Consider the following 26311-nt stretch of genomic DNA (forward strand, 5'->3'; position numbering starts at 1 on the left):
ATTTCTAATTTCTGCTTTTTAAATTATTGAAACACAGTTTTATAATTTCATCGATACGTTTTGCACGCGTTTCTTGTCGTTTAGCCTGATTAAGCCAATAGAGGTAGCTTTTTCGATAGGAAGGCGCAAAGTTTTGGTAATTTTTATAGGCTATATGGTTTTTGTCAAAAGCTGCTTGTAGATCGTCGGGTATGATTCCTTTTTCTACCTCGTCTAAAGCTGTCCAACTGCCATTAGCCTTGGCTACTTCAATTTTTTTGAAACCACTTTCGTGCATTAAATTTTTCTTGATTAACTCATCAATATATTTCTTGTTTAATGCACTCCAAACACTTTTGTCGTTTCTAGGAGTGAAATATTGACGCCGTTTGCCATTGCCTAAACTTTTCACGGTAGAGTCAATCCAACCATAACAAAGGGCAACTTTTACGGCTTCTTCCCAACGCATAGAGTCCTTATGATGATCCACCTTATAGAAAATTAAATAGATGCCTTGAGAAGACCCATGGTTGTGGTGCAACCAATCGCGCCATTCGTGATCTGTTTTGAAATAAAGTTCTTCAATAGCGGTCATTAATCCCTTAAAATTTTATTAGGAAAGGTGACTATACTTTCATGGCCGTTAGCTCCAACAGCGGCAACTCCAAAGTAAAAATTGTCAACTACTATACCTTCTAGAGTGAATTCGGTGAGGTTGCCTACATATCGGCTATGGTCCCAGGTTGGGGACGTGGTGTCTCTCCAGTAAATTTTATAGCCAGTGGCCCCTTCAACAGGTTCCCATTTTAATTTTGTCGAGGGTTGTACGGCGCCACCAAGTTCAACTGTTTTTGGTGCTGGTGGTGCAGAAGCAATACTTGCCAAATTAATGGCATTTACAGCAGTTAATTTTTTGGCATAGGGCATATTAACATGCTCAAAGGTGTCTCCATAAGCAATACCATTTTCGGTTCTAATATCCTGATGCTGTTGGGTATAATTTTCATGGGCTTCCATAATACGAATACCAGCAAAACCCACATCATTAAATGGACGATGATGCCCACCACGACCAAATCGATCTAAACGATATACCATCATCGGGTTCATTTCGGGCATGTAGGTTTTTACGGTTTTATGAACATAACGGGCTAATTGACGAGAGATGCCATCAACTTCACCACCATAAAAACGGCGTGCATTACGTTCGCGTTCGGTTTCAGTAGGAGGAACGGGTTCAGAGAAAATTCTAAAGGTTCTATTATCAATGACACCATCAACTCCGGTAATGTTACCAATCATATCATTATTAAGAATGCCAATCACATTCCAGTTTTGTTCTTGCGCATGTTTGGCTAGACCTTGTCCTCCAAATAAACCCTGTTCCTCGCCCGAAAGACCTACATATATGATGCTATTTTCAAACTTGTATTTAGAAAGTACGCGTGCCGCTTCAATAGTGCCCGCCATACCAGAGGCATTGTCGTTAGCTCCAGGAGAATCTGAAGTATAATCTGTGGGGTCTGAGACTCGAGAGTCGATGTCTCCACTCATTATAATGTAATTATTGGGATATGTCGTGCCTTTTTGAACTGCAACAACGTTTACTACCCAAACATCCTTAACAATACGCCCATTAGTGCCTTCTTTTACAAAATTATTCTGGTAAAACACATCCAAACAATTGTTACATGACTTTGAAATGGTTTCAAATTCTTGTTTGATCCAACGTCTTGCAGCACCAATACCTCTAGTACTCGAAACCGTATCGCTTAAGGTATGTCGTGTTCCAAAATCGGCCAGAGTTTTAATATCATTTTTAATACGTTCTTCTGAAACGGCTTTAATAATATCATAAATATTTTGATCGGTTTGCGCTGAAATTGTTGTAGAAACAAGTGCAGCAAGGAATACTAATTTTTTCATTTTTAATAGTTTGGTTTAGCTTTTGCTAAATGCCCATTATGGGCTATTTTATAAAAGTTACTTTTTTAATTAATCCGTTTTCAACTTCGTAGATAGCAACAGCATTAATGTACTCGCCATTTTTTAAAACATACTCATGGTCAATGACTTTATTTCCTATAACTATTCGTTTTTTTATTTCACAGAATAAATCGGGAGTATTATTAAACATTTCTGTATAATTTTTTCGCATGGTTACACTGCCTAAACTTCTTATAGTGTCTGGGAAATAGATTAAGATTATATCATCTGTATATGTTGCCATAAAGGCATCAATATCTCTTGCGTTGTAGGCGTCTAATTGTTTTTGTACAATAGCTTCAGGGTTTTCTAGTGATGGCATTGTTGTTTGTGCTTTAGTTGTTTCTTTTTTATAGTTGATTTTTTCTGTTTTTATAGTGCCATCTTTTTGATGAAGATCGACGTAAACATTCATTTCATTAGCATTGACTTTTTCAAAGGTCATGCCTTCAAAAATCACCTTATTGGAAGTGATTTCTTTAAGAGGGAAATCTATCGTTTTGTCTTTTTCTTCCCAGCCTTTTAAGTCGTTGTTAAAATGCTTTAATTGAAGAACTAAAGTATTGTCAACTTCGCGGATAATTTCAATTTCGTAAAACGATACTTTTCCATTATTGATTAGTTTGAATGTTGCCATCATTGAACCTCCTGAAGGCTGACTCCAGTTTTCTTCCACTTGTCCACCAAAAGCTTCTCCTTTCCAGTTACCGGCTATCCAAGCAATATTTTCGAGTTTAGGCTCTAATTTTAGATCAGCAAGTTCGCCAACGACGGCCAGTTTTTTACCATTAGGACTTACGGCTAGGCGGGTAATATTTTTAATGCCAACATCAGAAAATGAGAAGGCTTTGACCCAATTGGTATGTAATTTTGGATTGAACTGGTATAACTCACCATCATATGCCATAAGGATTGTTCCATCATTTAGCCAACATAAATCTTCGCTTTGAGGCAGTGTATTGATAATGGATGCTGTGGTTCCAGTGGTTGGGTCTACCGATTTGATATCCCAAACACTATCATTGTCCTTTGAAATATAGCTTACTAAATTTGTATTCGGGATGTTGTGCAACGAACGCCCCACTTTTTCTTGGATTCTATGATTTTTATGGTCTGGAAATGTTGTTGAATATAAGGATAGGCCATTGTTTTCCAATACCGAAGACAATAGCAGGTTTTTGTTAAACCAGACATGATAGCCAATAACGATGTCGTCAACTAAAATTTCTGACTCCCCAGTTTTAAGGTTATATTTTTGGAGTGTTTGTGTACCATTCTTATCTAGCCTAATGGCAGAAAGTGCATTTTGATTAGGAATTTTTAAAGGTGAATATTCACTGCCTTCGCTACTATTAACCCAACGTTTGGAATGATTGTTCAATTGGTATTCGAGTATATCTGTTTGTCCATTTCTGGTTGCAGCATAAAAAAGTGTGTTATTGTCCAAAAATGATGGTTGGTTATCGTAACCTTCGTTATTGGATATATTTTTGAAATTAGAAAGTTTTATGGTTTGATTATCTTGAGTTAAATCGAATAGAAATACTTCTGTGTCAGGCTGCGCAAAAAGAAATAATGGAAGTAGATAGCATATTAAAAGGAGGTGCTTTTTCATATGCTAAATTTAAACATTTTTGAAGATACTAAAATAAAAAAAGCCAATTCTAATTAAAGAATCGACTTTTCCATCATTTGAATTAGTCTAAATGTTTAAAAACAGTACTTATTTTCTGCTTTTACTTTTTCGGCAATTTCTTTGCGCAAATCAACTATATCAGGATAGTTAGCGTATTTGGTATAGCGCTTTAATCCCATAAGCATCATGCGTTGTTCATCGCCTTCGGCAAACGAAATAATACTTTCCTTGCCTTTTTCTTCAACAATATCAACAGCGTGATATAAATATAATTTTGCCATTGCTATTTGGGCCGATTGCTCTTTTTCTCCAAAGCGCTTGGCATTTTTTTCAGTTCTTAAAATCGCTGATTCTGCGAGATAAATTTCTATTAATATATCAGCAGCTGCAATTAAAAGTTGTTGGTGTTCCTCTAAATCTGGTCCAAACTTTTGAACCGCACCTCCGGCAACCATTAAAAAAGTTTTCTTCAGTTTCTTGATCATATCTTTTTCTTCAGAAAACAATTCAGAATAATCTGGAGTATCGAACGATGGAATTCCCATTAGTTCTTCTTGAACCGCTTGTGCCGGACCTAATAAATCCACATGACCCTTCATAGCTTTTTTAACTAACATGCCCACCGCTAACATACGATTGATTTCGTTAGTGCCTTCATAAATACGTGCGATACGTGCATCTCTCCATGCGGCTTCCATAGGTGTTTCTTCAGAGAATCCCATACCACCGAAAATCTGTATGCCTTCGTCTGCACAGTTTTGAACATCTTCTGAAACTGCGACTTTTAAAATAGAACATTCAATCGCATATTCCTCCACACCTTTAAGCTCGGCTTCCTGATGTGAGTTGCCTGCAGCCTGCCTTAAAGCAATACGGTCTTCAATATTTTTGGCAGCACGATAAGTTGCTGATTCTCCGGCGTAGGCACTAGCTGCCATTTCGGCTAGCTTAACTTTAATAGCGCCAAATTCTGATATGGGCGTATTAAACTGTTTACGCTCATTAGCATATTGCACTGCTGTTGTTAAAATTCTACGTTGAGAATCTAAGCAGGCGGCTGCTAACTTAATTCGACCAACATTAAGAGCGTTCATAGCAATTTTAAAACCTTCACCACGGCCTGCCAACATGTTTTCAACGGGCACAACAGTATCGTTAAAAAATACCTGTCGTGTAGATGAGGCACGAATGCCTAGTTTATGTTCTTCTTCACCTAAAGTAATTCCATTAGGGTTGTCTTTATCATATTCTACGATAAATCCAGTAATGTTTTTGTCATTTTCAATACGAGCAAAAACAATCATTAAACGGCAAAATCCTGCGTTTGATATCCACATTTTTTGTCCGTTTATTTTATAGGATGTTCCGTCAGAAGATAGGGTAGCTGTGGTTTTGCCAGAGTTGGCATCTGATCCTGCTCCAGGTTCAGTTAAACAGTATGCTCCAAACCATTCTCCCGTTGCCAATTTTGGTACGTATTTTTGTTTTTGTTCTTCGGTACCATACAATGTAATGGGCATGGTACCAATGCCGGTATGCGCTCCAAAGGCTGTACTAAAAGATCCAGTACCACTAGAGATGTAGTCGCAGGTTAAACAGGTAGAAACAAAACCCATCCCTAATCCGCCATATTCTTCTGGGACTGCTACCCCTAAAAAGCCTAATTCACCGGCTTTGCGCATAACTTCTTCAGTTAAGGCAAAATCTTTTGCTTCGAATCGTGGCTTGTGTGCAATGATTTCACGCTCGTTGAATTCCATCACTGCTTCCTTCATCATTTTTTGTTCTTCCGAATAATCTTCGGGGGTAAAAACGTCTTCGCAGATTGTATCCTTAACCAGAAATTGGCCTCCACGTAAAATTTCTTTTTCTGTTGCTTCCATTACTTAAATAATGTATTAGTTTTTAATTTAAAAATTCAAATATTCCGCAGGCGCCTTGTCCAGTTCCTACACACATGGTTACGGCTCCATATTTACCTTTCATATTGCGTTTACGCATTTCATCAAACAATTGCACCGACAATTTTGCTCCTGTGCATCCTAAAGGATGACCTAATGCTATGGCACCGCCATTTACATTTATAATCTCTGGATTTAAGTTCAATTCTCTAATAACTGCAATAGATTGTGAAGCAAAAGCTTCATTAAGTTCTATAAGTTCTAAATCGGATTGTTGAAGCCCCGCTTGTTTTAAGGCTTTTGGAATTGCTTTAACAGGGCCAATACCCATTATTCTAGGTTCGACTCCTGCTGCAGCATAATTTACTAGTCGTGCTATGGGTTCAAGGTTTAACTCTTTAACCATATCTTCACTCATTATCATTACAAAAGCTGCACCATCACTCATTTGTGAGGAGTTTCCAGCGGTAACACTTCCACCAGCCGCAAAAACTGGACGCAATTTTGCTAATGCTTCTAGATTTGTACCTGCTCTAGGGCCTTCATCTTTGGTAACTGTATAAGTTTTAGTGGCCTTTTTACCATTATCATCAATAAATATTTGCTCAACGTCAATGGGAACAATTTGATCTTGAAAACGCTTTTCTGCCTGTGCTTTTAAAGCTTTCATGTGGGAGTTATATGCAAATTCGTCTTGATCTTCGCGAGATACCTTGAATTGGTTTGCGACGGCTTCGGCGGTATTACCCATGCCCCAATAATAGTCGGGATGACCTGCTTTAACTGTGTCGTAATTCAACTCTGGTTTAAACCCAGTCATAGGCACTGCACTCATACTTTCTGCTCCACCTGCAATAATACAGTCGGCCATACCGGCTTGTATTTTTGCCGTAGCAACACCAATGGTTTCAATCCCTGATGCGCAAAATCGGTTTACAGTAACGCCTGGAACGTCTACGCTATCTAAACCAATAAGTGAAATAAATCGGGCCATGTTAAGGCCTTGGGCACCTTCGGGCATAGCATTACCTACGATAACATCATCAATTCGTTTTTTGTCTAAATTAGGCAGCTCATTCATCATGTATTTGATGGTTTCGGCAGCTAATTCGTCGGTTCTTTTAAACCGAAAAAGTCCTTTAGGTGCTTTGCCTACAGCGGTTCTATATGCTTTTACAATATATGCTTGTTTCATTTTAATTTATAGTATTGAGAATTGAGATATTAGTATTGAGATTTAAAGTTTTTGTTGAAATGTATAATTCATTTTCTGTATTTCAATACATTTTTCAATTACAGGTTGTACTTTTTCTTTTGTTATCAAATTTAATTCTGTTAATAATATTAATTGGGTTTGTAATTCGTAAGTTGAACCATTTGCTATACTCAAAAAGTGTTTAAATTCTTTATTGGAATTTCTTCCGGCACCTTCTGCTATATTTGAAGGAATTGAAACAGAGCATCTTTTTATTTGGAAACTTAAACCGTATTTTTCATCATTTGGTAAATCTGAAACCAGCAGATATACAGCTTTAGTTAATTCTATTGACTTATTCCATATTTTTAAATCTTCTACTTTATGCATAGCAATCTAAATACTCAATACTTACTACTTAATACTAGCAACATTTAGTTGCGAAGCGGTTTCCCTGTTTTTAACATATGTTGAATTCGTTCTAAAGTTTTTCGTTCTGTACAAAGTGATAAAAAAGCTTCGCGCTCTAAATCCAATAAGTATTGTTCGCTTACAAGTGTTGGTTCAGATAAATCTCCACCTGCCATAACATAGGCTAATTTATTAGCGATTTTTTGATCATGTTCACTAATGTAATGACTAGCCTCCATAGAATCTGTACCAACTAAGAACATTCCAAGAGCTTGTTTGCCTAAAACCTTAATGTCGGTTCTTTTCACGGGTTGGGTATAGCCTTGTTCAGCAATTAATTTGGCATAAGCTTTTGCTGTAGCTATTTGTCGATCTTTATTAACGACTATAGTATCTTTTCCTTGTTGAAGAATGCCTAAATCGAAAGCTTCGTAAGCCGAAGTAGATACTTTAGCCATTCCGATGGTTAGGAAATACTCTTGTAAGGTATTTAATTCAATATCACCTTTTTTAAAGGTGTCTTGTGCGCGAAGTGCCATTTCTTTTGATCCGCCACCGCCAGGAATTACGCCAACACCAAACTCAACCAAGCCTATATAGGTTTCTGCTGCAGCAACTACTTTATCGGCATGCATAGACAGTTCACATCCGCCGCCTAATGCCATACCGTGAGGCGCTGCAATTGTAGGGATAGATGAGTAACGCATTCGCATCATGGTGTCTTGAAAATACTTGATAGCAGCATTGAGTTCGTCATATTCTTGCTCGACAGCCATCATAAAAATCATACCAATATTTGCACCTACCGAGAAGTTTGCTGCCTGATTACCGATTACTAAACCTTGAAAATCTTTTTCTGCCAAATCAACAGCTTTGTTTAATCCGGCTAAGACGTCACCGCCTATGGTATTCATCTTGCTCTGGAATTCGCAGTTTAAAATACCATCACCTAAATCTTCAACAACTACCCCAGAATTTTTAAATACTTCATTTGATTTTCTAATATTGTCTAGAATAATGAAAGCGTCTTGTCCTGGTATTTTTTCTTGTGCTTTTTTAGGTATATCGTAAAAATAGGTGGCACCTTCCTTTACAGTGTAGAATGATTTATTTCCTGATACGAGCATGTCAGTTACCCATGATGCAGGTTCTAGACCTTCAGATTTCATTATCTCGATTCCTTTTTCAACACCAATAGCATCCCAAATTTGAAAAGGTCCATGTTCCCACCCGAATCCAGCTTTCATGGCATCGTCAATTTTATAAAGCTCATCTGTGATTTCTGGAATTCTATTAGAGACATAGGCAAACATAGCAGCGAAGTTTTTTCGATAGAATTCTCCGGCCTTGTCTTTGCCATTCACTAAAATAGGAAAGCGATCGATCACTTTATCGACAGTTTTGGTAAGTTCTAAAGTGGCAAATTTTGCCGACTTTCTATCGCGGTATTCTAAAGTATTAAGATCAAGGGTTCTAATATCCTTGCCTTCCTTTTTATAAAAACCTTGTCCCGTTTTACTTCCTAACCATTTGTTTTCGATCATTGTTTTGATGAAATGGGGTAGTTTGAACAGCTCATGAGCTTCATCATTAGGGCAATTGTCATAAATCCCATTAGCCACATGTACTAATGTATCTAGACCTACAACATCTACAGTTCTAAACGTTGCCGACTTTGGACGACCAATAACTGGCCCCGTTAATTTATCAACTTCTTCAACGGTTAGGTCCATTGTTTTTACTTGATGGAATAAGGATTGAATTCCAAAGATTCCAATTCTGTTTCCTATAAAGGCTGGCGTATCTTTTGCGATCACGGAGGTCTTTCCAAGGAATTTTTCGCCATATTCATTTAAGAAATTCAAAACATCTGGCGATGTTTTTGGACCAGGAATGATTTCAAATAATTTTAAATAACGCGCTGGATTGAAAAAATGTGTGCCACAGAAGTGCTTCTGGAAATCGTCACTTCGTCCTTCATTCATGAACTGAATTGGAATTCCTGAAGTGTTTGAGGTGATTAATGTACCAGGTGTTCTGTGTTTTTCTAAAGTTTCAAAAACTTGTTTTTTGATATCTAGTCGTTCTACAACAACTTCAATAATCCAATCAACTTTAGATACTTTTGAAATATCATCTTCTAAATTGCCAGTTGTAATTCTGCTTGCAAATTTTTGATGGTAAATAGGAGAGGGTTTCGATTTTAAAGCACTTTGTAATGAGCTGTTCACTAATCTGTTCCTAACAGATTTGTCTTCTAGAGTTAGACCTTTTGCTTTTTCAGTGTCATTTAACTCTCTTGGGACAATATCGAGTAACAAGACATCAACACCAATGTTGGCAAAATGGCAAGCAATACCACTGCCCATGATCCCTGAACCTATTACTGCTACTTTTTTAATTATTCGTTTGCTCATAATTATTTTAAGCTATTTTCTTTTTGATTATAAATCTGTTTATTCGCAATCATATTATTAATCACTTCAGCTACTTTGTGAAAGCTTGCTAATTCTTCGGCACTAATATTATTTTTGACGGCCTCATTAAACGTGAGCACTTTTTCTCTTGAATAGGCTCGTTTTTCTTTGCCAAAATCGGTTAAATGAATAATAACGCCTCGGCCATCTTCTGGATTTGGTCTACGTTCAATTAATCCTTTTTCTTCCATGGTTTTTAGAGTTCTTGATAAACTCGTAGCTTCCATGCCCATTTTAGGACCCAATGAAGTGGATGGTGTGCCATGCTCTTGATCAATACTTAAGAGTGCAAATCCGGTAGCCATGGTAGTTTCAAACTGAGCGGCCTCTTCATTGTACATCTTGTTTATAGCTAACCATGTGGTTCTGAAAATGTAATCAATGGTTTTTTCCTTCATTTGGTTGTTTTTAGGATTTCAAATATATGAAAAAATACTATGCGTGCATAATAAATTAGTAAAAAGTTTTAGACATTAACATTGTATAAAAAAACCACCTCAAATGAGGTGGTTTTAATATGTAAAAATAAATTCGTTTTATCCCAACTTGCCATTTACGGCGCCAACGACTGCACCAATAAGAGCAGACATGACTATGGAAATACCAACATCTAATGCTGCCAATTGCATTGTTAGGTCTGGTGTCATTGCTAGACCAAAAAAGTTATAAAATAAGCCTATAAACAGACCTATAGTGGCGCCTGCTTTTATACCTGCTCCTGCAGTAGTTATATTAGCCCATTTGGTAAAAATGTATGCCATAAACAATCCAAACGTCATACAGCCTAAAAATATCATAAGCATAGTGTTTGAACTTTCTTCAGGTTGAGGGAATGTATCTTTAAAAATAATTCCATAAAAAAGCCAACCCAATAAAAAGTCAGCAATACCACCGGAAATACCGGAAACCAAAAAGTTTTTTGTTTTCATAAGTTTTAAAATTATTAGTTAGTGCACTAAAAATATTAAAAAATTATGAAAGTGTTAAAAAAATGACAATAAAATTGATAAATCGATAGTTTGGTTCTTAAAACTAAATAAAGAAAATTTTAGAATTGATTTATTAATTTGACTACAAGAGTCAACTATTGCTGGTAAATTTTGTTATAAAGGTCAATGTATTTTTCCTTTATAATTTTACGTTTCATTTTCATAGTAGGGGTGAGGTGGCCCTTTTCTACACTCCATATCTCGGGAGTTAATTCAAAGGCTTTAACTTGTTCCCAATTCCCAAAGTTTTTATTAGTCACATCTATTTCTTTTTGAATTCTATCTTTAATGACATTAGAAGATGCAATAGATGCGATGTCGGTATTCATTGAGATTTGATTCTTTATAATCCAATCAGCAATAAATTCAAAATTGGGCTGAATTAAAGCGGCAGGCATTTTTTCACCTTCACCAATCACCATGACTTGTTCAATAAAACGAGATTGTTTTAGTTGATTTTCGATAATAGCCGGTGCTACATATTTACCACCTGAAGTTTTAAACATTTCCTTTTTACGATCAGTAATTTTAAGAAATCCTTCTTCATCAATTACTCCAATATCTCCGGTATGAAAATACTCGCCTGTCATAACCTCGGCTGTTTTATTAGGATCTTTATAGTAGCCAAGCATAACATTAGGGCCTTTGACTAATATTTCACCGTCTTCTGCAATTTTCACTTCAACATTGTCTATGATTTTACCTACCGTACCAATTTTAAAGCCTTTATGTCTTTGATCGTTTACAGATATTACAGGTGAGGTTTCTGTTAAACCATAACCTTCCATTATTGGCATGTTGGCCGCAGCAAATGTTCTGGTAAGTCTAGGTTGAAGCGCTGCACTTCCTGATACCATAAGGTCTAAATTGCCACCTAGCCCTTCTTTCCATTTACTAAAAATGAGTTTACGTGCCCATTTTAATTGAAGCTCATACCACCAGCCATTGGCAGCGTAGGGCTCATATTTAATACCTAAATCAACAGCCCAAAAAAACAGTTTCTTTTTAATGCCTGTTAGTTCTTCTCCTTTGGCGATAATTTTATCATACACTTTTTCATAAAGTCTGGGAACGGCAGTCATTACGTTAGGCCGAACTTCCTTTATATTATCACTCATTTTTTCTATTGACTCTGCAAAATGAATCTCTACTCCGCAAAATTGATAGAGGTAGAGGATCATACGCTCAAAAACATGGCAAATAGGAAGAAAACTCAAGGCTTTTGATTTTCCATAATCAAAAGGAACTCGCTTTTCACTGTCTAATACATTTGAAACCAGATTATTGTGTGAAAGCATGACGCCTTTAGGTGTTCCGGTAGTACCAGAAGTATAAATTAGGGTCGCTAAATCATGAGGGTTAACTTTTGCTTTACGAGAATCTACATCGTTTTGATTAGAAGGATCTGCTCCCAGATCTAAAACCTCGGTCCAATGCTGTTCATTCGTAATTTGATTAAAGGTGTATACTCCTTGTAATTTTGTATTCCCTTTTATGGCATTTAATTTTTCTAATACTTCTATATCCGACACAAAGCAATATTTTGCCTCTGCATGGTTAAGGATGTATTCATAATCTTCTTTACATATGGTAGGGTATATAGGAACATTTTGTGCGCCTATTTGAAGGATTCCCATATCCATAATATTCCATTCGGTTCTATTTGTTGAAGATATTACGGCTATTTTATCATTAGGTTGAACTCCTAATCGCAATAATCCACGACTGATTTTATTAAATTGGTCAATGTATTCTTGAGTTGAAATAGATTTCCATTCACCATCATATTTGGTGGTAAATGCATTTTGTAAGTTGTAAGTTTCCAATTGATAATAAGGAATATCAAAAAGGCGTGTAATATCAGTCATTTATCTTTTCTCTTTTGAAGACCACCAAAATAGCAAATAAAACAAGACTTTCAAATATGAATATAAAAAAGGAGTTGTAAATTAAGCTGTTGCTTCTTTTAAATGATTTAGCTGTACTACTATTTTTTAGCACAGATTCTTATTTTTTTTACAATAGTGTTTTATATTTTAATAATTGTAGTAGAGGCACGTAACTTTTTATGAGGTATGGGTTAATTCTTAATTAATTATTTAATAAGAGTTCCTTTAGTGAGAATGAATTAGGGTTTATTGATTAAAAATTAAGTAAATAATTAAAAAAAAATATGGTTTTTTAACGGAAATCATAATAATATCTTAGCCTTATTGTATATTAATTGTAAATAGTTTTATTTGCAAAAAAATGCAACAGCCATGACAAGAGAAATTACAAATTACGTATTGAGTATTACTCTTTTTTATTCCTTATCGGTCTCAGCCCAATTAGTCAATTCTAATGCAGAACTTAACACGGCGATTACGAATGCAACTGCTGGTACCACCATAATTTTAGCCGATAAAATATGGACTAACGTTCAGATTAGTATCAATAAAAATGGAACAACGGCCAATCCAATTACCATAAAAGCACAAACGCCTGGAAGTGTATTTTTTGAAGGAAATTCGTATGTTAAAATGGGAGGTCAATACATTTACTTTGAAGGGGTAATATTTCGAAACCCGTCGGGACTGACCACAAGTACACCGGTAATTGATTTTAGAGCCTCGAGTACTGATTGCAATAATTGTAAGGTAACTAATGTGAAGATAGATGCCTATAATGGTACTTTAAGTCAGCAAACTGAAGTTTTTAAATGGATTTTGCTAAGAGGGCAATACAACGAAGTGAGTTATTGTTCATTTCTTAATAAGCATGGTGTTGGAAGTATTATAAACGACAACCGAAGCTCAACAATGGCCAATTATCATAAAATCCATCATAATTATTTTGCAGGTCGTATTCCGGTTGGAGCTGTGAATGATTTAAATGATCAGGATGCCATTAGAATTGGTAGTAGTTCTACATCATTGTCTGATTCATATACAGAAGTTTATAACAATTATTTTTATGATTTTAGTGGAGAAATTGAGGTGATTTCGAACAAAAGTGGTAATAACAAATACTACAACAACACATTTGAAGACTATCAGGGGACTTTGACCTTAAGGCATGGAAATGGCTGTGAGGTTTATAATAATTTCTTTTTCGCCAACGGCAATGCCTTAACAGGTGGTATTCGAGTTATTGGTGAGAACCATCTCATTTATAACAATTATATAGAAGGCGTTAATTCTAGAAAGGCCGACAATTCGTTATCTAATGGTACAGGTGGCATTAATGTTTCTAATGGAAAACCTAGTAGTGCTTTGAATGAATATTATCAGGTTAAAAACACAACCATAATCAATAATACCTTTGTAAATTGCGATTACGGGTTGAGGATTGGTACTAAAATAAACAGTGAGTTGACGCTTGCTCCAGAAAATTTGGTAATTGCCAATAATATAATCTACGAAAACACGAGCAGGGCCATTCAAGTCGTTACAGCTCCAACTGGGACTTCTTCTAAATATGAAGGTAACATTAAGCAAAACGGTACTTGGGATATCACCACTGGAACCAATGGTAATAATGATGTCGGTTCAGGGTTACTTAATTCAAGTACAGATTTTTATAGATTAATTGGAGGTAGCGTGGCTATTGATGCTGGTCTGGGAAGTTATTTGTTTTTAACAGAAGATATTACTGGTGGTCCAAGACCGGTTAACTTTGATGCTGGAGCTGAAGAGTTCGGGTCTAATGGAACAGGAAAACCTTATAAACAATCCGACGTTGGAGTCGCGATAGGTTTTGGGGCCAACACCTTGTCTGTTTCTGATGCTTCATTAGCCACCGAAGATTTAATGATGTATCCTGTACCAATTAAAGATGGATATTTAAATCTATCCTTGAAGCACCAAAATTTAGAAACCGTTGAGGTTTTAGATGTATTGGGCAGAACTGTATTGAAAAATTATTTTGAATCTTCTAAAGGAATAATTAACCTTAGTCGTTTAACTAAAGGCACTTATTTCATTAGGGTTCAAGGCATAACCAAACAAATTATAAAGTAAATTTATAATTTTCAATGCTTTTAAGGTTAGTGGTTTTCAATCCACTTTCTGGCATTTACAAATGCCTCTAGCCAAGGTGATACTTCATCTTTTCTTCCTTTTGGATAGCTGGCCCAATTCCATTGGAATGTCGAGCGTTCTATATGAGGCATCGTAACCAAATGACGTCCTGTTTTGTCGCACAACATGGCCGTGTTAAAATCAGATCCATTAGGGTTGTGCGGATAATCAGCATAACCATATTTGGCAACAATATTGTAATCTTCTTCTGAATAAGGTAAACTAAATTTCCCTTCACCATGACTTATCCAAACCCCTAAAGTTGTACCAGAAAGTGTTGATAGCATTACCGAATTATTTTCTTGAACTTTCACCGAAGTAAAGGCGCTCTCATGTTTGTGTGAATCGTTGTAAGTCATTTTTCCGTGCACTTCATGTTCAGGATTGATGAGGTCAAGTTCCATCCACAATTGGCAGCCATTACAAATCCCAACTGATAAGGTGTCTTCGCGCTTAAAGAAATTATTGATGACTTCATTTGCTTTCTCATTAAATTTGATAGCACCTGCCCAACCTTTAGCAGAGCCTAAAACATCAGAATTAGAAAAGCCACCAACAGCTCCTAAAAATTGAATATCTTCAAGTGTTTCACGACCAGAGATTAAATCGGTCATGTGAACATCTTTAACATCAAAACCGGCAAGGTACATGGCGTTCGCCATTTCACGTTCGGAGTTGCTGCCTTTTTCGCGGAGGATGGCGGCTTTTGGGCGAGGTCTCGACTCCGCTCGACCGGACAACATATTGGTTAGGTTGCCTGTAAAATGTTTAGGAAAGGTGAATTTAAGCGGTTGGTTTTTATAATTGTTGTAACGGTCTTGGGCTAAACCATTAGCGGTTTGTTTTTGGTCGAGTAGGAAGGAGGTTTTGTACCACATATCACGTAAACGCGAAACGGTCATGGTAAACACATCGGTTCCGTTGATGATGCTCAATACATCAGAATTAGTTACTTTACCTATTTTGAAGTATTCAATATTCGCCTCAGCAAAGGCTGTCTCAATTGACGCATCTTTAGATTGCATAACTAAACCAGCGTTTTCAGCAAATAAGATTTTAAATGAATCCTTTTCGGCTAAAGCCGTAATATCTAGTTCTGCTCCTAATTGGTTATCAGCAAAACACAATTCTAATAAGGTGGTAATCAATCCGCCAGAAGCGACATCGTGTCCAGCAACAATTTGTTCATCAACAATTAATTGCTGAATGGTATTGAATACAGTCTTAACATATGCCGCATTCTGAACATTTGGAGTTTCATTTCCAATCTTATTAACGATTTGGGCAAATGAACTACCACCTAATTTAAATAGGTCTTGAGAAAGGTTAATATAATAAATAGGGCCCGCATCTTTTTGGAAAACAGGTTCCACGACTTTATTAATATCGATACAATTAGCTGCTGCAGAAATAATGACAGTCCCAGGTGCAATGACTTCGTCATTGGGGTATTTTTGCTTCATAGAAAGCGAATCCTTTCCTGTTGGGACGTTTATCCCTAAATCGATAGCAAACTCCGAGACGGCTTGAACTGCTTCATATAAACGGGCATCTTCACCTTCGTTTTTACAAGGCCACATCCAGTTAGCCGATAAAGACACATTCTTTAAACCTTCTTTTAAAGGAGCCCAAATAATGTTCGTCAAAGCTTCAGTAATCGCATTTCTACTTCCAGCAGCTGGATTAATCAGCCCAGAAATAGGAGCGTGACCAATAGAAGTTGCAACACCTTCTTTACCTTTAAAATCTAAAGCCATAACAGCAACGTTATTTAAAGGAATCTGTAAGGGGCCAACACACTGTTGTTTGGCAACTTTACCACCAACACAGCGATCTACTTTGTTGGTGAGCCAGTCTTTACATGCAACCGCTTCTAGTTGTAAAACCTGATCTAAATAGTCGTAGAATTTCTCTTTGTTATAAGTAACATTAGCATAATGACGTTGGACGGTATTGTCTGTCATAATTGTTTTTGGTGAACTGCCAAACATATCTTCCATGGCTAAATCCATAGGCTTGTTACCCGTGGTTTTAGACTCAAACGTAAAGCGGTGGTTTCCTGTTACATCACCAACAGTGTACATGGGTGACCGTTCACGGTCAGCAATTTTTTGAAGAATTTCAAGATGTTTTTCGGCGATTACTAATCCCATGCGTTCTTGAGATTCGTTGCCTATAATTTCTTTTGCTGAAAGGGTAGGGTCGCCAACTGGCAATTTATCTAAATCAATATGGCCTCCTGTATCTTCAACTAATTCTGAAAGACAATTTAAGTGCCCGCCAGCGCCATGATCGTGTATGGATACAATAAAATTATCGTCGCTCTCCACCATACCTCTAACTGCATTAGCAGCACGCTTTTGCATTTCTGGATTAGAGCGTTGTACAGCGTTTAACTCAATACCAGAAGCAAACTCTCCAGTATCTGCACTGGAAACTGCCGCGCCACCCATTCCAATTCTATAATTTTCACCACCTAAAATAACCACTTTGTCCCCAGTTTTTGGGGTGTCTTTTAAAGCTTGATCTGCCTTACCGTAACCAATGCCGCCAGCTTGCATAATAACCTTGTCAAAACCAAGTTTTCTAGCATCTTCTTCATGTTCAAAGGTTAAAACCGAACCACAAATAAGAGGTTGACCAAATTTGTTGCCAAAATCTGAAGCACCATTACTTGCTTTGATGAGTATATCCATTGGAGTTTGATATAACCAAGGACGTTCGGCCATGTCATCTTCCCATGGGCGATTTGCTTCCAAACGCGAATACGATGTCATGTAAACTGCAGTTCCTGCAAGTGGTAAAGAACCTTTTCCACCCGCTAATCTATCGCGAATTTCTCCTCCAGAACCTGTTGCAGCTCCATTAAAAGGTTCAACAGTGGTTGGAAAGTTATGGGTTTCGGCTTTTAAAGAAATCACCGAATCAAAATCTTGTGTTTGATAAAAGTCTGGTTTATCTGCAGTTTTTGGTGCAAATTGTTCGACTCTTGGCCCTTGTATAAAAGCGACGTTATCTTTATATGCTGAAACAATAGCGTTAGGATGTTGTTTTGAAGTTTCCTTAATCATTTTAAAAAGCGATGTAGGCTTTTCTACACCATCGATTACAAAGGTGCCATTGAAAATTTTATGGCGACAATGTTCGCTGTTTACTTGTGAAAACCCAAACACTTCTGAATCGGTCAAAGGTCTTCCAATTTTTTTGGCAACGCCTTCTAGATATTCCACTTCTTCGTCACTTAAAGATAAGCCTTCTTGACTATTGTAAGCAGCAATGTCTTCAATATTCAAAATAGGTTCAGGCTCAATGTTTATGGTAAATGATTCTTGATTCAATCCGTTGAATTTTTCTGAAATCATGGGATCAAATGCTTTGAAATCTTGAGATACAGCTTCAAATTCTTCGATGCGAATAATATCAGAAATACCCATGTTTTGTGTGATTTCAACAGCATTGGTGCTCCAAGGCGTAATCATCGCAGCACGCGGGCCAACAAAAAAAGCATCGAGAGATGCTTGTTCTAGTTTTGGCTGGTTGCCAAATAACCAGGTCAGTTTTGAAATGGTTTCGGTTGATAATTCTTTTGTTGTTTGAACGGCAAATACCTTGCTGTTTACGTTTCCAAAGAAATGAATCATTATGTCGTAGTTTGTGTGTTGTTTTGAAAGTGCAAATTTACTATTTTTTCATTCTATTCTAAATTTTAAATGTGTCCTAAAATGAAATAGTTATTCACGCATTTATTAACTTTAAGTGTACTATTGTTTTATGACTGTCGTTTTAATAAGGCCATGTAAAATCCGTCATAACCAGTTTGGTGAGACAAAACCTTGTGATCTTTTAAAAATTTAAAATCTTTTCCTGATTCAGAAGCTAAAAATTTCTCAACCTGCTCTTGATTTTCAGAGGGTAATATGGAGCATGTTGCATAAACTAATTCACCTCCAGATTTCACCATTTTTGAATACTGTTGCAAGATGTCTTGTTGTGTCTTTTTAATTTCAGTAATGAACTCTGGAAGCAATTTCCATTTCGCGTCTGGATTTCTTTTTAAAACACCTAAACCAGAGCATGGCGCATCAATTAAAACGCGATCGGCTTTGTCATACAGTTTTTTGATCACCTTGGTCGATTCAATTGGTCGCGTTTCAATATTAAAGGCACCATTGCGTTTTGCTCTACGTTTTAACTCATTAAGTTTGTTGGCATAAATATCTAAAGCAATAATTTGCCCTTTATTTTCCATTAGTGAAGCAATGTGCAGCGTTTTACCTCCTGCACCAGCGCATGCATCTACAACACGCATTCCTGGTTCTACATTTAGAAATTCGGCAACGCGTTGAGATGAGGCATCTTGAACTTCAAAGTAACCATTTTTAAAGGCGTCGGTTTGGAACACATTAGTGCGTTCTTTTAACTTCAGCGCATTTGGATAGTCAGGCAAAAATTTAGTTTCTATATCTAAATCGAACAGTTCAGATTGCAACTTTTCTTTCGTGGTTTTTAAAGTGTTTACCCTTAAAATCACTTCAGCTTGTTCATTTAGTGCTGAAATCTCTTTGCTCCAAATGTTTTTGCCAAGTTCTTTTTCACCCCATTCATCCAACCAATCAGGAATGGATTCTTTGAATTTTCTAATTTTTGAAAGCTCATCAAAACGACCTTTTATTTTGCGGGAAGGCGTATTTTCAAAATATTTCCAATCAGGTAATTTAATGCCCCTTAAGGTTGCCCATACTGCAAATATTCGCCAAAGGTTATCCCGATCAAAAGGTTCCTTTACTTCTGCAATTTCAGCATAAAGTCGTTTCCAACGCACAATATCGTAGGTGGTTTCAGCGACAAAAGCGCGATCGCGACTACCCCAGCGCTTATCGCGTTTTAGAAGTTGTTGGATAACTTTATCGGCGTATTGTCCTTCGTTGAAGATTAAAGTTAATCCATCAATAACCGAAAAACATAAATTTCTATGTAAGCGCATGGTAAAAAATTAAGCATGCAAAGATAGGTTAATTGCTACGAATACACGAATGTTTTTATTTTTTGAATGAATAGGATTATCTTTCTTGAAAATTATATTCATGAAAAGGTTACTCATATGTTTTAGCGCATTGGTTTTTTTGATTTCTTGCGGAAAGAAGGATGAATTTATCCCTAGGAACTTTAATTCGGTTGAGATTGAAACAATTTTAGAAGATTCTACTTTGAGTATTAGAGCGATAATATTGTTAGACAGTAATAGTTTGGCTTTTGCTGCAAATCGAAATACTTATGGTTTGTACAACATTAAATTAGATAAATGGTTGGTTTCTGAACATAATTATGATTCATTACCATTAGAATTTAGAGCTGTTGCACATACTATAAGTGATTTTTTTATGCTATCTGTAGGGAATCCTGCTCTTTTATTTAAAACTACTGAAAATGGTACGATGGGCCTTGTTTACGAAGAACATCATCCCGATGTATTTTACGATGCTATGCATTTTTGGAATGATCAAGAAGGGATAGCTATTGGTGATTCTATTGATGGTTGTTTAAGTGTTATTGTTACTAGAACTGGAGGCGAATTATGGGGTAAATTATCTTGTAATGATTTACCAAAAGCAGAAGCACATGAAGGAGCGTTTGCGGCTAGTGACACTAATATTGCCATTGTTGGAGACCATACTTGGGTAGCGACAACGGCTGGACGTGTATATTATTCACCCGATAGGGGTCATACTTGGCAGGTTTTTGAAACCCCAATTGTTAAGCAATTAGATACAGAAGGTATTTATTCTATAGATTTTTATGATGCTCTAAATGGCTTTGCCATTGGTGGTGATTATACCAAACCTGAAGGTAATTCTGCCAACAAAATACGTACTAATAATGGTGGAAAATCATGGAAATTGGTAGGACAAAATCAATATCCTGGCTATAGAAGCTGCGTTCAATATTTTCCTAATAGCGTAGGAAAGGAGCTAATTACGGTTGGCTTTAAAGGGATTGATTTTAGTAATGATTCGGGAAGTTCTTGGAAACATTTAAGCGATGAAGGATTTTATACCGTTCGCTTTTTAAATGACAGCGTTGCTTATGCTGCCGGAAAGGGAAGGATTTCCAAACTTACCTTTAAGGAATAAATTATAGTAATTATTATACTAAAAATTCCAAAATTCAGTACGATTAGAACTGGATTTTGGAATTTAGTTGTTGGAGTTTTATTTCTATTAAGGTTGTTCTTCTTTTTTCTGCCTTCTCTTTTTATACTCTTCAAACATGCGTTTGTTGAAGGCGTCTTCAGTTGCCTTTAAGAGAATTATTTTTTTGGCAGGAATGGCTTTTAATAAATCTTTGGTGAATTGTTCACGCAATTTGTGTTTTTGGTTTTCGATGACACTCATTTCAGTAAGCAAAGTTTTTGCTTCTTCCTCACTAAGCGACTCAAGATTTTCTTTTTTGCGTTTATCGTAGGCTTGTTTTCGCAACTTGTGATACGATTCTTCAAAGCTGTTGTAAATGGGCCAAAATTTTTGTGCCTCGTTTTCTGAAAGCTCCAAACGCTCTGTAATAAAGGCAACTTTAAGAGCTTTAATGCGTTCTCCTCGACCCTTGTCTTGTGCATTTACAAAAGCTGTGAACGTAAAAAAGCATGCTAATACTATTAATTTTTTCATGATGCTATTCTTCAATTAAATCTTCTAAACTAGAATTGTTTAACAAATAATCTTCAATATTGGAATCTTCTAAATTAGAATCCATAAATGCATTTAAAGTTAAGTTATCTTCTGCAAAAAGAGAAGCTAAATCTTCATTAGTAAAATCTTCGTCTGCAATATAATCTTCAATATTGGTGATTTCTAAATCACCAAAAGTAGGTTGGTAACTATTAGGATTAAATAAAGCTACCATAAGGACAATACTTGCGGCAATCCCAGAAACATACAAGGCATTTTTCCATGAAATTAATGAGACAACTTTAGTTTTATTTTTAGCGGATAATTTTGAAGTCAGTTGGTCATCTAAGGCTTCAAAATAATTATCAGGGACTTTAAATCCTGTTTCTATGATATTAGATATACTATTAGGTGTCTCTAATTTTTTAAAAATACGCTCATCAAAAGACTCCAAATAGTTATCTGGCATTTTAAAACCTGATGGTTTGATATTATGTAAATCCTTTTTCTTCATATTCATCCTAAATTTAGGATTTGTTTTCTTTTTAATTTGACTACAAATAGTTAAAAAGGTTTAATCGGCACTATAACTTGTTAAATACTCTTCAATTTTTTTGGTAGCGATATGATAAGATGCTTTTAAAGCGCCTTCACTTGTATCCAAAATTTCTGAGAGATCACTATATTTTATATCCTCAAAATAGCGCATATTAAATACCAGTTGTTGTTTTTCAGGTAACCTGGCTATCGCTTCCTGAAGTTTTAATTGTATTTCATCACCTTCAAAATAAACATCTGCCGTTAAATTTCTTATGGTTTGATGCTGAAGCTCTTCACTTGTAATATGCATTCTTTTGGCATTTTGGTTGAGATGTGTAATGGCTTCATTGGTTGCTATGCGATACATCCATGAGAACAATTTACTTTCCCCTTTAAACTTGTCAATATTTCTAAAGATTTTTATAAACGTATTTTGTAGAACATCATCTGCATCGTCATGCGATTTTACGATATGACGGATATGCCAATACAGTCGCTCCTTATAGAGCGTTAGTAGCTCCTTAAAGGCAGCCTCTTTAGTTTTGTCTGATTGTAATTGAAGTATTAAATCGGTTTCGTTCTCCACAAAATGACTTTTATATAAGACCTAACAAAGTAGGAAAAGTTTAATGAGTTTAGGATTAATTTTTATTAATTTATAATGGGTTGATATACAGGGTTGTAAGTTGAATAAAATCGATAAAAAGCAAATAATAACGATAAAATGCATTTTTTTCTTGATTTATACATTTTTTTGTTATAAGTTTACATCAGCCTAACCTACTAGACTATTACCAGTCTCCCCAAATCTGGTAATACAACGAAAGGGATGTAACGGATGTTGCGTCCTTTTCCGTTTTTATAGTGTTCATATTTTTTATTATTCGAAGCTCTGCATTTCAACCAATTTTTTATACATGCCGTTAAGTGCTAATAATTGATTGTGAGTACCTTTTTCAACAATCTCCCCTTTTTGCATCACCACAATTTCATCAGCATTTTGAATGGTTGAAAGTCTATGGGCTATAACAATTGAAGTTCTGTTTTTCATCATGTTTTCTAATGCCACTTGAACAAGGCGTTCACTTTCGGTATCAAGTGCTGAAGTGGCCTCATCTAAAATCATGATGGGCGGATTTTTTAAAACAGCCCTTGCAATGCTCAAGCGTTGTTTTTGCCCTCCAGAAAGTTTGTTTCCAGAGTCGCCAATATTGGTTTCTATACCTTTTGGAAGTTCTTTTACAAATTCCCAAGCATTGGCAATTTTAAGGGCTTCAATGACTTCATCGTCTGTGGCATTATCTTTACCTAGGAGCACATTGTTTTTAATGCTATCATTAAACAGAATAGAATCTTGAGTGACTAACCCCATTAATTTTCGTAATGATTCTTGCTTTAAGTCTTTAATGTTAATCCCATCAATACTTATCTGGCCTGAATTGACATCATAAAAACGGGTGACTAGGTTGGCGATGGTACTTTTACCACTGCCCGATTGACCAACTAATGCTACGCTTTTACCTTTTGGAACTTTTAAATTAAAGTCTTTGAGCACTAAATCATCATCATATTTAAATGAAATGTTATGGAGATCAATTTCAGTAGTGAAATCGTTCTTTTCAATAGCATTTGGTATATCTTCTAATACTGAAACAGTATCTAGAATTTCCAAGACTCTATCTGCCGCGGCATTCCCGGCTTTAACTTTATAGCTCGCTTTGCTAATCTCCTTGGCAGGAGTTAAAATTTGATAGGCTAAAGCCATGTAACCAATAAAGGCACCGCCAGACAAGGTTTTATCAATGAGTACCATACTTCCTCCATACCATAATAGAGCGGCAATAGTAACTATACCTAAAAATTCACTAGTTGGTGACGCTAGGTTTTGTCTATTTAATAAAGTGTTTGAAAAATCGTAAAATCTTGTTGTTGATTGCTGAAACTTATCATTAAACTTCTTTTCAGCATTGAAACTTTTTATGACTTTTAATCCTCCTAAAGTTTCTTCTAATGTGGATAGAAATACACCTTGTTCGCGTTGCACTCTATCAGATTTTCGCTTTAAACTTTTACCTATTCTAGAAATGATTAAACCTGCAATCGGGATAAATAAAAAGACAAATATGGTGAGTTTGGTTGAAATCGTAAACATGGTTATGATGGCAAAGAGAATGGTTAAAGGTTCTTTTACAATCAATTCTAGTACGGCCAACAGAGAATTTTTTACTTCATTTACATCACCCGAAATTCTAGCTATAATATCACCTTTTTTCTTTTCGGAATAATAGGAAATAGGCAAAGCAATTACTTTTTCATAAATGGCATTTCGTAAATCCTTTAAAACACCATTTCTTAAAAATGTAATTGAGAATAGAGCTAAATAGTTAAATAGATTTTTCAACAAAAACAAACTAATAATCAGAATGATCATATAAAGTAGGGTTCGTTGAGGACCATCATTGTCGGTTGTGGTCGTAATAAAATAATTTAGGCTATCTTCTAAATACGATTTTAAGTGGTTTATGCTCTTGTATATAGGTTTTTCGTACACTTTTTTGCTCTCTCCAAAGAGTACATTAATCATTGGCATTAGTGATACCATAGCCAAGGTGCTAAATAGCGCGTACAACACATTAAAAAATATGTTTAGATAAGCATATCTTTTGTAAGGAGAAATAAAGTGTGATAGTCTTTTTAAGTATTCCATTAAACAAGATTCATGTCGCTAACAATGTCATCCAATTTAGCCTCTAATTGAGAATTAACTTTTTCAAATTCTGAAGCCGAAGCTAAAGGTGCATTGACACTCATATAAAATTTAATTTTTGGTTCAGTTCCACTTGGTCTCAAGGCTATTTTACTACCATCTTCAGTATAATAAATCAAAACGTTTGATTTTGGAATTTCAATGACTTCTTGAGTTCCAGTGCTTAAGTGTTTTGTAATGGATAACTGATAGTCTTCCACCTTTACTACTTTAGACCCGTTAACTTGTTTTAGAGGATTTTCACGCGCATCAATCATCATTTGTTTAATCTCCTGTGCGCCTTCAATTCCTTTTTTGGTGAGCGAAATTAATCGCTCTTTATAAAACCCATGTTTCACGTACAATTGGATGAGTTCTTTATATAATGAACTTTCATTGGCTTTAGATTGTGCCGCAATTTCACAAGCCAATAATGTTGAGGTCACCGCATCCTTATCGCGCACAAAGTCGCCAACCATATAGCCAAAACTTTCTTCACCGCCACCAATAAAATTCAACTCTGGGAAATCTTTGATCATTTTAGCAATCCATTTAAAACCGGTAAGACCTTCTTTATATTCAACGCCATAAGCATTCGCCAATACTTGCATCATTGGTGTAGATACAATTGTGGACGCAATAAATTCTTTTCCTTGAATTTTGCCTTGGGTTTTCCATTGATTCAGAAGAAAATCGGTCATCAAGAGCATCGTCTGATTACCATTTAATAAAATGAGTTGGTTGTTATTATCTCTAACTGCAATTCCTAGTCTGTCGCAATCTGGGTCAGTGCCAATAACAATATCGCCATTGACTTTGTTAGCAAGTTCTAAAGCCATTTTTAAAGCTTCAGGCTCTTCAGGATTAGGGGATTTTACCGTAGGGAAATCACCGTTTGGTTCCTGTTGTTCTTCTACAATATGCACCTTTTCATAACCAGCACGATTTAAGGTTTCAGGAATTGTTGTGATAGAAGTCCCATGAAGCGAAGTAAAAACGATACTTAAATTATCTTTAGCAGCTTTTGTTGTGAAATTTGCATTTTTGACTGAAGCGTTTATGAATATGTCATCAACATCTTTTCCGATGTAATGAATGATCGATGGATTGGCTTTAAATTTAATTTCAGAATAATCTAAACTATTAATTTCGGCAATTATTTCGCCATCTTGTGGAGGTACCAATTGCCCTCCATCTTGCCAATATACTTTATATCCGTTATATTCTGGCGGGTTATGTGAAGCTGTTAAAACAATTCCGCAATGGCAATTCAAATGTTTTAGTGCAAAGGATAGCTCTGGAGTTGGACGTAAATCCTCAAACAGGTAAACTTCAATATTATTTGCTGAAAATACATCGGCTACAACTTTAGCTAAAGATTTACTATTATGCCTGCAATCGTAGGCAATCACTGCTTTAATAGTTTCATTTGGAAATTGCTGATACAAATAATTACTCAAGCCTTGTGTGTTTTTTCCAAGTGTATATTTGTTTATACGATTGGTGCCAACACCCATAACCCCTCGCATGCCGCCAGTTCCAAAATCTAAATCACAATAAAAGCTTTCCTTAAGGTCTGAAGTGTTGTTTTCTAGCAAGTTTTTAATCTTGGCTTGGGTATCCTGATCAAAGGTTGGAGTTAACCAAGAATTTACGCGTTCTAAAAGTTCAGGTTCCATAATACTAAATCTAGTCTTAAATATCTAGCAAAAATACGCAATTACA

Annotated in this window: 19 protein-coding genes; 2 read left to right on the plus strand and 17 right to left on the minus strand. The window is 35.9% G+C overall.

Annotation, left to right across the window (positions count from 1 at the left end; all coding sequences use genetic code 11):
* Positions 1-4 precede the first annotated feature (4 nt).
* From ACFO5O_RS02885 to ACFO5O_RS02930, 10 genes are all read right to left on the minus strand, one after another.
* Complete coding sequence (locus ACFO5O_RS02885) at positions 5-574, minus strand: YdeI/OmpD-associated family protein (RefSeq protein WP_387960780.1); 570 nt, start codon at positions 572-574, stop codon at positions 5-7.
* Positions 574-1905, minus strand: a complete 1332-nt coding sequence (locus ACFO5O_RS02890) for a M28 family peptidase (protein WP_387960782.1) — start codon at positions 1903-1905, stop codon at positions 574-576. Before ACFO5O_RS02890 ends, ACFO5O_RS02885 begins: the two co-directional genes overlap by 1 nt.
* A 43-nt stretch (positions 1906-1948) precedes the next feature.
* Positions 1949-3580: a DUF6265 family protein gene (locus ACFO5O_RS02895; protein WP_387960784.1), complete on the minus strand. Its 1632-nt coding sequence runs from the start codon at positions 3578-3580 to the stop codon at positions 1949-1951.
* 95 nt (positions 3581-3675) lie between these two features.
* Positions 3676-5484 (minus strand): acyl-CoA dehydrogenase family protein, encoded by a 1809-nt coding sequence (locus ACFO5O_RS02900; protein ID WP_387960786.1) that lies wholly within the window; start codon positions 5482-5484, stop codon positions 3676-3678.
* A gap of 22 nt (positions 5485-5506) precedes the next feature.
* A complete protein-coding gene (locus ACFO5O_RS02905; protein WP_387960788.1) occupies positions 5507-6697 on the minus strand; it encodes an acetyl-CoA C-acyltransferase in 1191 nt (396 codons plus the stop codon).
* Positions 6698-6739: 42 nt separating this feature from the next.
* Entirely contained in the window at positions 6740-7087 is a 348-nt protein-coding gene (locus ACFO5O_RS02910; protein ID WP_387960790.1) for a four helix bundle protein, read from the minus strand.
* A gap of 44 nt (positions 7088-7131) precedes the next feature.
* Entirely contained in the window at positions 7132-9525 is a 2394-nt protein-coding gene (locus ACFO5O_RS02915; protein ID WP_387960792.1) for a 3-hydroxyacyl-CoA dehydrogenase/enoyl-CoA hydratase family protein, read from the minus strand.
* A 2-nt stretch (positions 9526-9527) separates the two neighbouring features.
* Positions 9528-9983, minus strand: a complete 456-nt coding sequence (locus tag ACFO5O_RS02920) for a MarR family winged helix-turn-helix transcriptional regulator (protein WP_387960794.1) — start codon at positions 9981-9983, stop codon at positions 9528-9530.
* 138 nt (positions 9984-10121) lie between these two features.
* Complete coding sequence (locus ACFO5O_RS02925) at positions 10122-10514, minus strand: hypothetical protein (RefSeq protein WP_387960796.1); 393 nt, start codon at positions 10512-10514, stop codon at positions 10122-10124.
* Between the two features lie 155 nt (positions 10515-10669).
* Positions 10670-12442, minus strand: a complete 1773-nt coding sequence (locus ACFO5O_RS02930) for an AMP-dependent synthetase/ligase (protein ID WP_387960798.1) — start codon at positions 12440-12442, stop codon at positions 10670-10672.
* A gap of 393 nt (positions 12443-12835) precedes the next feature.
* Here ACFO5O_RS02930 and ACFO5O_RS02935 point away from each other — a divergent pair, with 393 nt between their 5' ends.
* On the plus strand, positions 12836-14575 hold the full coding sequence (locus ACFO5O_RS02935) for a chondroitinase-B domain-containing protein (protein ID WP_387960800.1): 1740 nt from the start codon (positions 12836-12838) through the stop codon (positions 14573-14575).
* 26 nt (positions 14576-14601) lie between these two features.
* Here ACFO5O_RS02935 and purL read toward each other — a convergent pair whose 3' ends face one another.
* Together purL and ACFO5O_RS02945 are read right to left on the minus strand one after the other, a co-directional pair.
* Complete coding sequence (purL, locus tag ACFO5O_RS02940; protein WP_387960802.1) at positions 14602-18276, minus strand: phosphoribosylformylglycinamidine synthase; 3675 nt, start codon at positions 18274-18276, stop codon at positions 14602-14604.
* Between the two features lie 128 nt (positions 18277-18404).
* Positions 18405-19619, minus strand: coding sequence for an RsmB/NOP family class I SAM-dependent RNA methyltransferase (locus ACFO5O_RS02945; RefSeq protein WP_387960804.1), 1215 nt, complete (start codon positions 19617-19619; stop codon positions 18405-18407).
* A 100-nt stretch (positions 19620-19719) separates the two neighbouring features.
* Between ACFO5O_RS02945 and ACFO5O_RS02950 the strand changes: the two genes are divergently transcribed.
* Entirely contained in the window at positions 19720-20766 is a 1047-nt protein-coding gene (locus ACFO5O_RS02950) for a sialidase family protein (protein ID WP_387960806.1), read from the plus strand.
* Between the two features lie 87 nt (positions 20767-20853).
* On the opposite strand, the gene ACFO5O_RS02955 is transcribed toward ACFO5O_RS02950, so the two are convergent.
* The 5 genes from ACFO5O_RS02955 to ACFO5O_RS02975 all read right to left on the minus strand — a co-directional run bounded on the left by ACFO5O_RS02955 (position 20854) and on the right by ACFO5O_RS02975 (position 26265).
* The gene (locus tag ACFO5O_RS02955; RefSeq protein ID WP_387960808.1) at positions 20854-21300 is read right to left on the minus strand and encodes a hypothetical protein; all 447 of its coding nucleotides are present in this window, start codon (positions 21298-21300) and stop codon (positions 20854-20856) included.
* A 4-nt stretch (positions 21301-21304) separates the two neighbouring features.
* The gene (locus ACFO5O_RS02960) at positions 21305-21814 is read right to left on the minus strand and encodes a hypothetical protein (RefSeq protein ID WP_387960809.1); all 510 of its coding nucleotides are present in this window, start codon (positions 21812-21814) and stop codon (positions 21305-21307) included.
* A gap of 60 nt (positions 21815-21874) precedes the next feature.
* On the minus strand, positions 21875-22426 hold the full coding sequence (locus ACFO5O_RS02965; RefSeq protein WP_387960811.1) for an RNA polymerase sigma factor: 552 nt from the start codon (positions 22424-22426) through the stop codon (positions 21875-21877).
* A gap of 294 nt (positions 22427-22720) precedes the next feature.
* A complete protein-coding gene (locus ACFO5O_RS02970) occupies positions 22721-24547 on the minus strand; it encodes an ABC transporter ATP-binding protein (RefSeq protein ID WP_387960813.1) in 1827 nt (608 codons plus the stop codon).
* On the minus strand, positions 24547-26265 hold the full coding sequence (locus tag ACFO5O_RS02975) for a phospho-sugar mutase (protein ID WP_387960815.1): 1719 nt from the start codon (positions 26263-26265) through the stop codon (positions 24547-24549). Before ACFO5O_RS02975 ends, ACFO5O_RS02970 begins: the two co-directional genes overlap by 1 nt.
* Between the last annotated feature and the right edge of the window lie 46 nt (positions 26266-26311).

This window comes from Geojedonia litorea (assembly GCF_042654525.1).
Lineage (GTDB): Bacteria > Bacteroidota > Bacteroidia > Flavobacteriales > Flavobacteriaceae > Geojedonia > Geojedonia litorea.

Bases quoted from the DNA above. Each gene is read 5' to 3' on its own strand.
- ACFO5O_RS02885 (WP_387960780.1), bottom strand. From the start codon at position 574: ATGACCGCTATTGAAGAACTTTATTTCAAAACAGATCACGAATGGCGC.
- ACFO5O_RS02890 (WP_387960782.1), bottom strand. From the start codon at position 1,905: ATGAAAAAATTAGTATTCCTTGCTGCACTTGTTTCTACAACAATTTCA.
- ACFO5O_RS02895 (WP_387960784.1), bottom strand. From the start codon at position 3,580: ATGAAAAAGCACCTCCTTTTAATATGCTATCTACTTCCATTATTTCTT.
- ACFO5O_RS02900 (WP_387960786.1), bottom strand. From the start codon at position 5,484: ATGGAAGCAACAGAAAAAGAAATTTTACGTGGAGGCCAATTTCTGGTT.
- ACFO5O_RS02905 (WP_387960788.1), bottom strand. From the start codon at position 6,697: ATGAAACAAGCATATATTGTAAAAGCATATAGAACCGCTGTAGGCAAA.
- ACFO5O_RS02910 (WP_387960790.1), bottom strand. From the start codon at position 7,087: ATGCATAAAGTAGAAGATTTAAAAATATGGAATAAGTCAATAGAATTA.
- ACFO5O_RS02915 (WP_387960792.1), bottom strand. From the start codon at position 9,525: ATGAGCAAACGAATAATTAAAAAAGTAGCAGTAATAGGTTCAGGGATC.
- ACFO5O_RS02920 (WP_387960794.1), bottom strand. From the start codon at position 9,983: ATGAAGGAAAAAACCATTGATTACATTTTCAGAACCACATGGTTAGCT.
- ACFO5O_RS02925 (WP_387960796.1), bottom strand. From the start codon at position 10,514: ATGAAAACAAAAAACTTTTTGGTTTCCGGTATTTCCGGTGGTATTGCT.
- ACFO5O_RS02930 (WP_387960798.1), bottom strand. From the start codon at position 12,442: ATGACTGATATTACACGCCTTTTTGATATTCCTTATTATCAATTGGAA.
- ACFO5O_RS02935 (WP_387960800.1), top strand. From the start codon at position 12,836: ATGACAAGAGAAATTACAAATTACGTATTGAGTATTACTCTTTTTTAT.
- purL (WP_387960802.1), bottom strand. From the start codon at position 18,276: ATGATTCATTTCTTTGGAAACGTAAACAGCAAGGTATTTGCCGTTCAA.
- ACFO5O_RS02945 (WP_387960804.1), bottom strand. From the start codon at position 19,619: ATGCGCTTACATAGAAATTTATGTTTTTCGGTTATTGATGGATTAACT.
- ACFO5O_RS02950 (WP_387960806.1), top strand. From the start codon at position 19,720: ATGAAAAGGTTACTCATATGTTTTAGCGCATTGGTTTTTTTGATTTCT.
- ACFO5O_RS02955 (WP_387960808.1), bottom strand. From the start codon at position 21,300: ATGAAAAAATTAATAGTATTAGCATGCTTTTTTACGTTCACAGCTTTT.
- ACFO5O_RS02960 (WP_387960809.1), bottom strand. From the start codon at position 21,814: ATGAAGAAAAAGGATTTACATAATATCAAACCATCAGGTTTTAAAATG.
- ACFO5O_RS02970 (WP_387960813.1), bottom strand. From the start codon at position 24,547: ATGGAATACTTAAAAAGACTATCACACTTTATTTCTCCTTACAAAAGA.
- ACFO5O_RS02975 (WP_387960815.1), bottom strand. From the start codon at position 26,265: ATGGAACCTGAACTTTTAGAACGCGTAAATTCTTGGTTAACTCCAACC.